The following is a 13,106-nucleotide window of genomic DNA, read 5'->3' as shown; positions in this document are numbered from 1 at the left end:
CGCTCACCGCCCGGTGGGCTCCTTCTCCAGCCAGTCCAGGATCGCGTCGATCGGCTCGGCCCAGCGCGCGTCGAGCATCAGGTCGTGCCCCATGCCGGGGAAGAGCAGCGGCGCCGACCCGTACCGGCGGGCGATCCGCGTCAACGCCGACGCCGGCACCACCCGGTCGTCCGGGCTGCCCAGTACCAGGACCGGAGGCTCACCCACGGCAGGCTCGGCCTGCGGCTCACCCAGCAGCGCCCACTGCGCGCGCCGACCGGCCCGGCCCAGTCGCGCCACGTGCCGTCGGGCATCCTCGTCGGGCAACTCCCGGCTGAACAACTGCGCGCGGCTGAGCCGCAGCGGTCCGCCGAACACCGCCGGCAGCGTCCCGGCCGGGTTGCGGCGCACCGCCGCCCCGAGCACCCCCCAGCCGCCGAAGACCGGCGCCACCAGCACCGCGCCGCGCGCCGGGTAGCGCGCCAGCGCGTGCGCCACGACGAGCGCCCCGGCGCCGTGCCCCACCAGCACCGCCTGGCGCGGCAGGCCCGCCGCCACCTGGGTCACATCGTGCGCGTACGCCCGCAGCGTCGCCTCCGGCGCCGGCTCGCTGCCGCCGTGCCCCCGCAGGCTCAGCGCGTACGCCGGGAAGCCCCGCGACGCGGCGTGGCCCAGCCAGTGCTCCGCGAACGCCCACGCGCCATGGCCGAACCCGGGAACGAAGAGCAGCGGCGGACGCCCCTCCTCGACCTCGGGTACGGCGCTGAGCACCTCACGCCGCGCCGGCCGGACCGGACGAGCCCACTCCCGGCCCCGCATGATCCGCAGCTCGGTCATTGATCCAGCCTTTCGTTCGCGACTGCGGGGCTCGCAAGCTCACTCCTCGCGCTCACCGGGTCGACCTTTCGTTCGCGACTGCGGGGCTCGCAAGCTCACTCCTCGCGCTCACTTGCCCTCCAGGTCGACCAGGGCGCGCTGGACGGCGCGCAGGTAGTCGGCGTGCCCGACCTCGAACCAGTGCCGGCTGCTGTCCTTGACCTGCCCCGCGTACCGCTCCCCGGCCCGGTCCCGTACCCGCTGCGCGAACGCCGTGGCACGCTCGGGTCGCTCCTGTCGCGCCCGGAGCAGGCGCGCGAAGAGCACCGTCTGCCAGTGCGACAGCGCGAAGAGGCCGGAGTCCGGCTGCACCAGGCCGGCGACCGCCAGCGTGGGGTGCCCTGGCGTGAAGGCGTTGAGCCAGAGCGTGGGACGGCCGGTGCCGGCGCTGTCGCCGAACACCGACGCGTCGAGGAACTCGAATCGCGGCAGGTAGCCGGTGGCGAAGATGACCAGCTCGGGGTCGATCTCTCGGCCGTCGGCCAGCTCCACGGCGTACGGGTGGAACCGGGCGATGTCAGGCACCGGGCCGATCCCGCCGTGGCCCACGTAGTAGACGAGCTGGCTGTTGGCGATGGGATGCGTCTCGTACACCCGATGGTCGGGCTTGGGCAGCCCGAAGCGGGTGAGGTCGCCGACGGTCAGCCGCATCGTCCAGTGGTAGAGCCACTGCCGGATTCGCAGCGGCACCCGCAGCGCCAGCAGCGCGTCGTTGATCTGGTCGGCCGGACGACCGAGGACGTACTTCGGGGCGTACCAGTAGCCACGCCGGGTGGAGTGCCAGCAGCGCGACGACTGCTGGGCGGCCTCGACGGCGATGTCACAGCCGGTGTTGCCGGCACCGACCACCAGCACCCGCTTGCCGCGCAGCTGCGCCGGGTCCTTGTAGGACGACGCGTGCATGATCTCGCCGCGGAACTCCTCCAGGCCCTCGTAGCGGGGCAGCTTCGGCGACCAGTTGTGCCCGTTGGCGATCACCACTGCGGCGTACCGGGACGTGCGCTCGGGGCCGTACCCGCCAGTGGAGCGGGTGGTCACGTCCCACCGCTCCCCCGGCGCGGGCTCGACCCGGACGACCTCGGTGCCGAACCAGATGTGCGAGCGCAGGTCGAAGTGGTCGGCGTACCGCTCGAAGTACGACAGGAGCTGGCTGTGGTGCGGGTAGTCGGGCCAGGAGTCCGGCATCGGGAAGTCGGGGAACTGGGTGAACGGCTTGGACGAGATCAGGTGGGTGCTCGCGTACACGGGGCTGCGGTCGTGCCGCCAGTTCCAGGCGCCGCCGACGCCGGTCTCCCGTTCGTAGCAGTCGACCCCGAACCCGTGCTCGCGCAGGTTCTTGATGGCCGTCAGGCCGCTGGCCCCGGCCCCGATGACGCAGACCGTGTCGCCCCGGTCGGAGAGCGCGCGGCCGTCAGCGCTCTGCGCGGACGGGATCGCATCCGGGTCGGGCCGGCCCTGGTCGGTGGAGGTGGACACCGGGACATCTCCTTATGTGCGGCACGGGTGCCGGTCGCCGCGAAATCCTCTCCACATCGGAGCCGGATGTCCAGCCCTGGCGCGGACCGATCGGCGGCCTCGACGGGTGGGGTCAGGCCGTGGTGGGCAGCAGCAGGTCGACGAGGACCGGGAAGTGGTCGCTGGCCCGGCGGGTCTGCGGGGTGTCCACCACGTCGTAGTCGACCACGCTGATCCGAGGGTCGACGAAGAGGGCGTCGATCCGGCGGCGCGGGTCCGCGCACGAGTAGGTGAGCCGTTCCGCCCGGTCGGCCGCGATCGCCGTGTCGGTCAGGCCACGCGCCACCGTGGCCCACGCGGGCCCGTCCGGGCCCTCGTTCAGGTCGGCGCCGGCCACCACCGGACTGCTCGCCGCGTCCAGCCCGCGCCGGAACTCGGCGGCCTGCGCCGGCCGCTCGGCCGGGTCGGTGGACAGGTGCGAGCCGGCGAGGGTGAAGCGGGCGTCGCCGACCCGGCAGTCGGCGTACGCGGCACCGCGCAGGTGCCGGCCCGGGGTCAGCGGGAAGCGCTGGCAGCGGGTGCCGCGCACCTGCACCCGGAGGCTGGTCAACAGCAGATTGCCCAGGGCGGGCAGACCTCCGGCGGCCACCACCAGACCGAACGACTCCGCCAACGTGGCCGACTTCTGCCGCCACCGGAACCGGCGCGGCCCCTCCTGCACGATCACCACGTCCGGCTTCGCGGCCCGCACCACCTCGGCCAGCGCGGCGGTGTCGTCGCGCTGGCTGTGGATGTTGTACGACACCACGCGCAGCGGTACGCCCATCTCCTGGCCGCCCTCAGATCCGGCGGGCCAGGTCGGCGGCGCCGATCACCCCGGCGCTGTTGCCCAGCTCGGCGGGGAGCACCTCGGCCACCGGCAGGCGTCCCCGCTGGGCCAGCGCGTCGAGGTACGACCGCCGGGTCGGGCCGAGCAGCAGGTCACCTGCGTCGATCACGCCGCCGCCGACGACCAGGGTCTGCGGGTCGAGGATCTGCGCCATGTCGGCGAGGCTGGTGCCCAACCACCTGCCGATCTGCGCGAAGGCCTCGGTGGAGACCGGGTCGCCGCCCTGCGCGGCAGCGGTCACCATGTGGCCGGTGATGGCCTCGACCTCCCCACCGGCGAGTTCCAGCAGCGCGGTGGCCCGGTTCGGCTCCTGTCGCGCGCCGGCGCGGGCGAAGCGGACCAGGGCGCTGCCGCTGGCGTACTGCTCGATGCAGCCCAGCCGCCCGCACCCGCACTGGTGTCCGTCCGGCACGGCCAGCATGTGGCCCAGCTCCGCGGCGATGCCGTGTGCGCCGCGCATCAGCTCGCCGCCGAGGACGATGCCGCCGCCGACGCCGGTGCCGATGGTGAACATGATCATGGAGTCGTCGGCGGCCCGGGCGGCGCCGTAACGGAACTCGGCCCACGCGGCCACGTTGGCGTCGTTCTCCACGATCACCGGCAGGCCGACGGCGGCGCTGACGTACTCGCGCAGCGGCTCGTCGCGCCAGGCCAGGTTGGGGGCGAAGAGCACGGTCGAGCGGGTGGCGTCGATCCAGCCGGCCGCGCCGATGCCGACCCCCCCGACCGTCCGCCCGGCAGCCAACTCGTCGACCAGCTCGATGATGACGTCGCGGGTCTTGGCGACGTCGTCGGCAGGGGTGTCCCGTCGGCTCTGCACGAGGACCTTGCCGGTGTCGTCCACGACACCGCCGGCCACCTTCGTGCCACCAACGTCGACTCCGATGGTCAGCGTCACCGCCGCCGCTCCCCTCTGCTGTGCTGTCCGGCCCGCGCGTGCCACGAGGCACGCCGGTCCGGATCGCGATGTCCCGCGCTCAGGCGCCGCCGCCCGGCGCGTCCGCGCCGGAGTCGTCGGACGCCCGCGACGCGGGCACCACGGGTCGGCTGGTCGGCACCGGCGCGGCCACCGCCCCGGCGTCGTCGACGGGTGGCGCGGTGGCCGGGGCGGATGTGTCCGCCGTCCGGGTGGCGACCGACCAGACATCCCGCTCCGGCGCCGGCTGAGAATCATGCCCGGTGCGGGTGGCATCGCGCCACACGTGCTCGTCGACGGCCTCCGCCGACCGGGCGGTCCGAGCGGATTCCGGTGCCTCCTCCGCGCCGCCCGCAGCGGGCGTCGCCTGCGACGACGTGGACGCCCCCGGCGCGGTCGCGGCCGAGGAGTCCGGCGGCGCGAACGCCCGGAGCAGGCTGGCCACACCGGCGGCGAGGTCTCCCGCGCCGGTGGCGAGACGTTCGGCAAATTCCGGACTCGGATCGCGCAACGCGGCGATGCCACGACAGACCGGGCAGACGCAGCATTCGGCCGAACCGGTGGCGAAACCACCAGTTGCCCGTGCGTCACCACCCGGAGCGGCACTGTGACCGAGGACACCCGCCAGCACCCCGCCCAGCGGGCCGAACGCGCCGCCCGCCGCCCCCGCTGACGCCAGTCGCGCCCCCGCGAGCAGGGTGGCCACCAGACGCTCCGCCTCTTCCCGGGCCGAACCCGGATCCGTTCCGCCCACCCTCGGCTCCTCTACCGTGCCGCCGGACGCGTCACTGCGCCGCACCGGATGCTTCTACCCGGCGCTTGAGCTGCTTCAACGCGGTGTCCATGATCATCTTTTCGGCCTTGCGTCGGAACATGCCCAGCATCCCCACGGACAGCTCGACCTCCAGCGTGTACGTCACCGTGGTGCTCCCGTCCGGGTTACCCACCAGGTCGTACGAGCCACGCTGACTCTTCTGCATCTTCGAGGGGGCGACCAGGTGCCACTCGACGCGGGACAGGTCCTCGGCGTACTCGTAGGCGAGCACGTACTCGTCGGCCATCACGCCGGCGTCGATGGTGAAACGCACCTGGCTGGCGTAGCCGTCCTCGTACTCCTCGATCACCTCGGCGCCGCGGACCGCCTCGGTCCACTCGGGGTAACTCGGGAAGTCACAGATGACCGCCGCCACCCGCTCGGGTGACGCGCCGATGATGATCGACTGGGTGGAGGAGTCCGCCATGGGGGGAGGCTACCCGGCTGGCGCCGCCCACACGCCGCGCCGCCCCCGCCGCGCCCTGCCTACACCACCCGAACCGCCCGCCGGGTAGGTTTCGACACAGCCGACGCCCTCGGCGGCCGAACCGGCCAGTGCGAGCACGAAGGAGTGCAGGTGCGCGAGTTCTCCGTCCCGCCGATCGTCACCGTTGGCGACGCGGCCAACCTCACCGATCCAATCTGGGACAACGCCGAGGTCGCGCCGGACACCGTCCAGTTCGCCCGCGCCACCCCCTCCCCCGACGGCAACGGCACCACCTGGGCCGAGGTGACCTGCCGGCAGTTCCGCGACGAGGTGACGGCCGTGGCCCGGGGCCTGATCGCCGCCGGCATCCAGCCGGGCGACCGCGTGGCCCTGATGAGCCGGACCCGCTACGAGTGGACGCTGATCGACTACGCGATCTGGGCGGCCGGCGCGGTCACCGTACCGATCTACGAGACCTCCAGCGCCGAGCAGGCCGCCTGGGTCATCGCCGACTCCGGTGCGGTCGCCGCCGTGGTGGAGTCCGGCACCCACGCCGACCTGATCGCCGGCGTCCACAACCGTCTGCCCGAGCTGACGAACGTCTGGCAGATCGAGCAGGGCGCGGTCGACGAGCTGACCACCGCGGGCGCGGCCGTCGAGCCGACCGAGGTGCAGCAGCGCCGCAAGGCCGTCCGCGCCGATGACCTGGCCACCATCATCTACACCAGCGGCACCACCGGCCGCCCCAAGGGTTGCATGCTGACCCACCGCAACATGTACGCCGACGTCGCCAACGCGGCAAAGGCCCTACCGAACTTGTTCCACCCCGGTGCAGCGACCATGCTCTTCCTGCCGTTGGCGCACGCCTTCGCCCGATTGGTCCAGATCGGCGTAGTGCAGCTTCGAGCCACGATGGCGCACTCCACCGACCCCAAGAATCTGGTCGCCGAGTTGCAGGAGTTCCGGCCGACCTTCCTGCTCGCCGTGCCCAGGGTGTTCGAGAAGGTCTACAACGGGGCCATGCAGAAGGCCGAGAAGGACGGAAAGGGATCGATCTTCGCCCGCGCCGAGAAGGTCGCCATCGCGTACAGCGAGGCACTGGAAACCCAGCGCGGCCCCGGCCTGGCACTACGCGCCGAGCACGCGCTCTTCGAGCGGCTGGTCTACCGCAAACTGCGCGCCGCGCTCGGCGGACGCTGCCGCGATGCATTCTCGGGCGGCGGTCCGCTCGGCACGCGACTCGGTCACTTCTTCCGCGGCGTCGGCCTGACGGTGCTGGAGGGGTACGGGTTGACCGAGACGTCGCCCGCCGCCACCGCGAACCTGCCCACCGGCACCCGCATGGGCAGCGTCGGTCGGCCGCTGCCCGGCGTGGCCGTCCGGATCGAGGACGACGGCGAGATCCTGATCGCCGGCGAGCTGGTCTTCCAGGGTTACTGGCACAACGAGGCCGCCACCGCGGAGGTGCTCAGCCCCGACGGCTGGTTCCGCACCGGTGACCTGGGCCAGCTCGACGCCGACGGCTACCTGAGCATCACCGGCCGCAAGAAGGAGCTGATCGTGACCGCCGGCGGTAAGAACGTCGCCCCGGCGGTGCTGGAGGACCAGGTCCGGGCGCACCCGCTGATCAGTCAGTGCGTCGTCGTCGGGGACGCGAAGCCGTTCATCGCGGCGCTGGTCACCATCGACGAGGAGGCGCTGCCGACCTTCCTGTCGAGCGCCGGACTGCCCTCGGACACCACTGTCGAGGCGCTGCGCGACCACGAGGGCCTGCGCGCCGAGGTGCAGTCCGCCATCGACACCGCCAACCAGGCCGTGTCCAAGGCCGAGGCGATCAAGGTCTTCCGGATCCTGCCCCGGGACTTCGCCGAGGCCACCGGTGAGCTGACCCCGTCGCTCAAGGTCAAACGCCAGGTCGTGCACAAGACGTACGCGGCGGAGATCGCCGACATCTACCGCGGCTGACTACGATCCGTCACGTGCCCGCATCCACAACCGCCGCCCCACACCCGCATCCTCTCGCCGCGGCCGCCCGCCTGGTGATGCTGGCGCTGGTCGCGATCCTGACCCTGTTCGCCACCCGCGACGTCACCCAGCTGTGGTGGATCGCGCTGTTGGCGGTCGCCGGGCTGCCCTCCCTGCTCGCTCCGCAGCACCGGCTGATCGGGCCGCTGAGCCGGGTGGCCGAGGTGGTGGTGCTGGGGCTGGCCGCGAGCCAGATCGCCGCGGTCGCGTCGATCGGCGGCACCGTCGACGGGCTGGGCGCCTCCGCCGTGCTGCCCTACCTGGCGGTGCCGGTGACCGTCACCGCTCTGCGCCGCCGCTTCCGCGAGGGCACGGCGCTGCTCGCGGTGACCGCCGCCACGCTGCTGGTCAGCGGCGCGGTGACCGAGGTCGACGGCGCACGCCAACTCGGCCAGGTGGGCTACCTCGCGGTCTGCGCCCAGTGGCTGATCCTCGCCGCGCTCGGGCTCTACGCCGCCGGCACCCTACACCGGGTGATGGCCGTACGCGCCGACGGCAAGCCCCAGCCGTACGCCGAGGCCACCCGCCTGCTGACCCAACTGCGGACGGTGGCCCGGCAACTGCCCGGGGCGACCCTGGACCCGGGCGGCATCTCCGAGCACCTGATCGAGGAGCTGCGCACGGTGGCCCGGGCGGACCGGGGGGCGGTGCTGTCGGCCAGCGGCGGGGGCCGGCTCGTGGTGCTCGCCCAGGCCGGGGCGGACCGGGTCGACTGGGAGACGACGCTGGACGCGGACTCGGCGATCGCCGACGCCTGGGCCAGCCAGCAGGCCACCACCGCGGCCCGCTCGCAGGCCCGCTCGCACCGGCGGGGGGACGTGTCCGCGCTGATTGTCCCGCTGGTCGCCGGGGTCCGCACGGTGGGTCTGGTGGTGCTGGAGGCCGACGTCGCGCAGGCGTACCCGCCGCCGGTGGTGTCCCGGGTGACCGCGCTGACCCGGCCGGCGGCGCTGCGGTTGGAGGCGGCGCTGCTCTTCGACGAGGTCCGCTCGCTGGCCACCAACGAGGAGCGCCAGCGACTGGCCCGGGAGATCCACGACGGGGTGGCGCAGGAACTGGTGATGGTCGGCTACGGCATCGACAACGCCATGGCCACCGTCTTCGACGACGCGGACGAGACCGCCGAGGCGCTGCGGACGCTGCGCGCCGAGGTGACCCGGGTGATCCAGGAGCTGCGGCTGAGCCTCTTCGAGCTGCGCAGCGAGGTGGACCGGCAGGGCGGGCTGGCCGCGGCGATCGCCGAGTACGCCCGCACCGTCGGCGCGTCCGGTGGGTTGCGGGTCCACCTGTCGCTGGACGAGTCCACGGCCCGCCTGCCGGCCGCCACCGAGGCCGAGCTGTTGCGCATCGCGCAGGAGGCGGTGACCAACGCTCGAAAGCACGCCGGGGCGTCGAATTTGTGGGTCACGTGCGAGGTCGACCCCCCGTACGCGCAAATTGAAGTGTCGGATGACGGTCAGGGGATGGCTGACCAGCGCCCCGACGGGCGGTACGGTCTTGCGATCATGGCCGAGAGGGCGGAACGTATCCGGGGCCGGTTGGAGATCAGGCCGCGGCAACCCAGCGGCACGACCGTGGCGGTGGTTCTCGGCACCTCGTCCCGGCGCGATAACGTGCGTGACAGCGCAGCACCAGAAGGGAAGTAACCCGAGGATGACCACAAGTCCGACACCGGCCACCCGCACCAAGGTCCTCCTTGTCGACGATCATGACCTGATTCGTAAGGGCCTGCGGCACGCCTTCGAGCGCGACCGCCAGTTCGAGGTTGTCGGCGAGGCCGCGACCGCGGCAGAGGGGGTACGTCAGGCCGGCGCCCTCCAGCCGGACGTGGTGATCATGGATCTGCGGCTGCCCGACGGCAGCGGCCTGGAGGCCACCCGCGCGCTGCGCAAGTCCAGCGCGTCCATGGGCATCGTGGTGTTGACCATGTACGCCGGCGACGACCAGCTCTTCGGTGCCCTGGAGGCCGGCGCGAGCGCGTTCGTGCCGAAGACCGCCCCGGCCGACGAGGTCGTGGCCGCCGCACGGCACGCCGCCTCGTCGCCCAGCGCGTTCACCGCCGCCGACCTGGCCGAGGCGATGAAGCGTCGGCTCGCCCCCTCCGGCCCGCAGCTCTCCCCCCGCGAGGGGCAGGTCCTGCGGCTGCTCGCCGACGGCATGAGCGTGGCGGGCATCGCCAAGCAGCTCTTCGTCAGCGAGTCCACGGCGAAGACGCACATCTCCAAGCTCTACGAGAAGCTCGGTGCCGCCAACCGGGCACAGGCCCTGATGACCGCGCTGCGGCTCGGCCTGCTCGAAGCGCCGGACGCCCCGAAGTTCTAACCCGCGCCCGCTCGTCGAGCGGGATTCCGTGACCGAAGGTCCGCGCCGCCGCACCGCTGGCGCGGACCTTCGCGTATCGACCGACGTCGGCGGCTAGTGCGCGACACGCTATGGTCTGCCGGGTAGTACCGCGGGGGCAGAATACCCGCGTCGTGGACTCAAGGGGTGAGCGCATGCAGCGGCCGGACTGGGCACCCGACACCATCGACATCGAACGCCCGAGCGTCGCCCGGATGTACGACTACTACCTCGGCGGATCGCACAACTTCGCCGCGGACCGGGCCGCCGCGCAGGCGATCGTGGCGGCCGTACCGGAGGCGCCGCTGGCGGCGCAGGCCAACCGGGCGTTCCTGCGCCGGGCGGTCCACCACCTCGCCGAGGCCGGCATTCGCCAGTTCCTGGACATCGGCTCGGGCATTCCCACGGTCGGCAACGTCCACGAAATCGCCCAGCGGATCGACCCGGCGTCGCGGGTGGTCTACGTGGACGTCGACCCGGTCGCGGTGGCGCACAGCCGGGAGATCCTGGACGGCAACGACCGCGCGGCCATCGTCCAGGAGGACCTGCGGCACCCGGACCGGATCCTGGCGCACCCCGACATGTGCTCACTGCTCGACCTGGGTCAGCCGGTGGCCGTGATGATCGTGGCCGTCCTGCACTTCGTCCCCGACGACGACCGGCCGGCGGAGCTGCTGGCGACGTTGCGCGACGCGTTGGCGCCCGGCAGCTACCTGGTGCTGTCGCAGGCCAGCGACGACGGCCGCGCCGGGGAGGAGCGCGCCGAGGCCGAGCGGGTCTACCGGCGTACCGACAGTCCGCTCACGATTCGCAGCCAGGCCGAGCTGGCCGCGCTCTTCGACGGGTTCGAGCTGGTCGACCCGGGCGTCGTCTGGGTGCCGCAGTGGCGACCCGACAGCCCGGAGAGCGCGGAGGCCGCCGAGCGGGCGGTGTTCATGGGCGGCGTCGGGCGACTCGGTGACTGAGTCGGCCGCGGCGGCCACCCGCCCCGGCACCTTCGCCCGCGCCTGGGCCAAGGCGGTCTCCGGTACGAGCTACCTGCCGATGACACAGGCCCAGCTCGAGGCCCTGCTGCACCGGCTCACCGGCCAGCTGGCCCAGGCGCTGCTCGCCGAGCCGTTCGACCTGCGCGCCGGGCACCGGGTCGGCGCGGAGTTGGTCGCCGCGCACATCGCGTCCGCCGAAGCGCTGGGTCGTACGGTCGAGGTGATCCAGCTCCGGCTCGTGCGGGACCTGGGCCTGGTGGCCGAGGACGTCGAGGACCGGATGGCGCGACTGCTGGCCGCCGTGGCGACCGGCTACGCCCGCGCGCTGCGGGACCGCACGCTCGACGAGCAGGAGTCCATCCGCCGGGCCGCCATGATGGCCCGGACGCAGGCCGAACGGGCGCTGCGGGCCAGCGAGGCGCGGTTCCGCCACCAGGCCACCCACGACCCGCTCACCGGCCTGCCCAACCGGACGCTGTTCACCGAGCGGCTCACCGCCGCGCTCAACGAGCCGGGCCGGGGTGCCCAGCGCGTCGGGGTGTGTTTCCTCGACCTGGACCGGTTCAAGGTCGTCAACGACAGCCTGGGGCACCAGGTCGGCGACCAGTTGCTGACCACGGTGGCGGAACGGCTGCGCCATACCCTCGGCGCGCACCTGGTGGCCCGCCTCGGTGGGGACGAGTTCGTCATCCTGGTGGAGGGCACCGGCGGCACCGAGGCGGCCGTGGAGGTCGCCGAGGCCGCTCTGGTCGCGGTCCGGACACCGGTGGTGGTCGACGGGCACGAGCTCCAGGTCACCGCGAGCATCGGCATCGTGGAGCGGCAGGTGGCCGGTGCCAGCCCCAGCGATCTGATGCGGGCCGCCGACAGCACCCTGCACTGGGCGAAGTCGGCCGGTGGGGCGCGCTGGGCGCTCTACGACGCCGAGCGCAACCGCCGTGAGCTGGCCCGGTACGCCCTCTCGGCAGCCATTCCGGCCGCCCTGGAGCGGGGCGAGTTCTACCTCGACTACCAGCCCCTGACGTCGCTGCGCGACGGCCGGCTGCTCGGTGTGGAGGCGCTGGTCCGCTGGCGACACCCGGAGTTGGGCGTCCTGCGGCCGGACAGCTTCATCGCGCTGGCCGAGGAGACCGGTCTGATCGTGCAACTGGGCGGGTGGGTGCTCGCCGAGGCGTGCCGCGAGGCGGAGGCGTGGTCGACGGGCGGTGCCCACGCGCCGTTCGTGAGCGTCAACCTTGCCGTGCGGCAGGTGCACCGGCCCGGCCTGGTGCAGGAGGTCCGTACGCTGCTGAGCCAGACCGGTCTGCCGCCCGAACGACTCCAGTTGGAGATCACCGAGAGCACGATGATGAGCAGCGCCAAGGAGCCCGTTCGGGCCCTGCGGGTGCTGGCCGATCTGGGCGTACGCATCGCCATCGACGACTTCGGCACCGGCTACAGCAACCTCGCGTACCTACGGGACCTGCCGGTCACCGAGCTGAAGGTGGCCGGGGAGTTCGTGGCCGGCCTGCGTTCGCCGGCGGTGGGGCGTACCGACGAACGGATTCTCGCCTCGCTGGTGTCGCTGGCGCACGCGCTCGACCTCACGGTGACCGCCGAGGGGGTGGAGACCGCCGGGCAGGCGGAGCGACTGCGGGCGATCGGCTGCGACGCCGCACAGGGCTGGCACTTCGGCCGCCCGGCCCCCGCCGACCGCATCCTGGCCCGCATCCGCTGAGCGCCCGCGATCGTCGACACGGGGTCAAGCTGTCGAGCGGTGGTGTACGCCGCAGGGCGTAGACAACGTCTACGGCGAACTGGTAGACAGTGTCTATGAACCAGGAGGCGGGAGTTCGGGCCCGACTGGTGGCGGCCGGGGTGGACCTGGTGCTGCGGGAGGGCCAGTCCGGCGTGTCCCTGCGGGAGATCGCCCGTCGGGCGGGCGTGTCACACGGCGCGCCACGCCGCTACTTCCCCACCCACGTCGACCTGCTCTCGGCCATCGCCCGCGAGGGCTTCGCCGACCTCACCACCCGCATCGAGCAGACGATGCGCGCGGCCGACCCCCAGCCGCGTACCCGATTGGTCGCGCTGGCCCGGACGTACCTGGACTTCGCCGCGGCGCACCGCGGCATGTTCGAGCTGATGTTCCGCCACGACCTGCTGTCCAGCGGTCGTCTGCGGCTACGCGAGACGAGCCTGCCGCTGTTCACCCTCCTGACCGACCTGGTGGCACAGGCGCGCCGGCCGACCGACGCGCCCGCGGCGGTGGTCGCCGGCGCGCTCTGGGCCAACCTGCACGGCATCGCCCAGCTCTGGGCCTGGGGAAGCCTGCCGCTGGCGACCGGCGACAGCGACGACGACAGCGTGCTGCGGGCCACCCTCGACGCGCACCTCGGCCCCGCACCGAACTGAACGGA

The 13,106-nt window shown here is 73.0% G+C and carries 12 protein-coding genes; 6 read left to right on the top strand and 6 right to left on the bottom strand.

Annotation, left to right across the window (positions count from 1 at the left end; genetic code table 11):
- Positions 1-3 precede the first annotated feature (3 nt).
- The 6 genes from ACGFH9_RS09195 to ACGFH9_RS09170 all read right to left on the bottom strand — a co-directional run bounded on the left by ACGFH9_RS09195 (position 4) and on the right by ACGFH9_RS09170 (position 5,356).
- Positions 4-816 carry an alpha/beta fold hydrolase gene (locus ACGFH9_RS09195; protein WP_355622586.1) on the bottom strand — a complete coding sequence of 271 codons (813 nt, stop codon included), beginning with the start codon at positions 814-816 and terminating at the stop codon, positions 4-6.
- Between the two features lie 108 nt (positions 817-924).
- Positions 925-2,331 carry a flavin-containing monooxygenase gene (locus tag ACGFH9_RS09190; protein WP_393217085.1) on the bottom strand — a complete coding sequence of 469 codons (1,407 nt, stop codon included), beginning with the start codon at positions 2,329-2,331 and terminating at the stop codon, positions 925-927.
- A 112-nt stretch (positions 2,332-2,443) separates the two neighbouring features.
- A complete protein-coding gene (locus ACGFH9_RS09185; RefSeq protein ID WP_393217084.1) occupies positions 2,444-3,136 on the bottom strand; it encodes an endonuclease/exonuclease/phosphatase family protein in 693 nt (230 codons plus the stop codon).
- Positions 3,137-3,149: 13 nt separating this feature from the next.
- Positions 3,150-4,097 (bottom strand): ROK family glucokinase, encoded by a 948-nt coding sequence (locus ACGFH9_RS09180; RefSeq protein ID WP_393217083.1) that lies wholly within the window; start codon positions 4,095-4,097, stop codon positions 3,150-3,152.
- 79 nt (positions 4,098-4,176) lie between these two features.
- The gene (locus ACGFH9_RS09175; protein WP_393217082.1) at positions 4,177-4,869 is read right to left on the bottom strand and encodes a hypothetical protein; all 693 of its coding nucleotides are present in this window, start codon (positions 4,867-4,869) and stop codon (positions 4,177-4,179) included.
- Between the two features lie 31 nt (positions 4,870-4,900).
- Entirely contained in the window at positions 4,901-5,356 is a 456-nt protein-coding gene (locus ACGFH9_RS09170; RefSeq protein ID WP_355236487.1) for an SRPBCC family protein, read from the bottom strand.
- Between the two features lie 150 nt (positions 5,357-5,506).
- Here ACGFH9_RS09170 and ACGFH9_RS09165 point away from each other — a divergent pair, with 150 nt between their 5' ends.
- From ACGFH9_RS09165 to ACGFH9_RS09140, 6 genes are all read left to right on the top strand, one after another.
- On the top strand, positions 5,507-7,321 hold the full coding sequence (locus tag ACGFH9_RS09165; protein WP_393217081.1) for an AMP-dependent synthetase/ligase: 1,815 nt from the start codon (positions 5,507-5,509) through the stop codon (positions 7,319-7,321).
- Positions 7,322-7,335: 14 nt separating this feature from the next.
- Positions 7,336-9,027, top strand: a complete 1,692-nt coding sequence (locus ACGFH9_RS09160; RefSeq protein ID WP_393217080.1) for a GAF domain-containing sensor histidine kinase — start codon at positions 7,336-7,338, stop codon at positions 9,025-9,027.
- A 7-nt stretch (positions 9,028-9,034) separates the two neighbouring features.
- Positions 9,035-9,703 (top strand): response regulator transcription factor, encoded by a 669-nt coding sequence (locus ACGFH9_RS09155; protein WP_007072219.1) that lies wholly within the window; start codon positions 9,035-9,037, stop codon positions 9,701-9,703.
- 173 nt (positions 9,704-9,876) lie between these two features.
- A complete protein-coding gene (locus ACGFH9_RS09150) occupies positions 9,877-10,686 on the top strand; it encodes an SAM-dependent methyltransferase (protein ID WP_393217079.1) in 810 nt (269 codons plus the stop codon).
- 79 nt (positions 10,687-10,765) lie between these two features.
- Positions 10,766-12,424 carry a putative bifunctional diguanylate cyclase/phosphodiesterase gene (locus tag ACGFH9_RS09145; protein ID WP_393217178.1) on the top strand — a complete coding sequence of 553 codons (1,659 nt, stop codon included), beginning with the start codon at positions 10,766-10,768 and terminating at the stop codon, positions 12,422-12,424.
- A gap of 95 nt (positions 12,425-12,519) precedes the next feature.
- Entirely contained in the window at positions 12,520-13,101 is a 582-nt protein-coding gene (locus tag ACGFH9_RS09140; protein ID WP_393217078.1) for a TetR/AcrR family transcriptional regulator, read from the top strand.
- Positions 13,102-13,106 lie beyond the last annotated feature (5 nt).

The organism is Micromonospora sp. NPDC049102 (genome assembly GCF_043197485.1).
Lineage (GTDB): Bacteria > Actinomycetota > Actinomycetes > Mycobacteriales > Micromonosporaceae > Micromonospora.
Note: the sequence above shows the minus strand (reverse complement) of the source record. Positions and strands in the feature narration are given on the sequence as shown.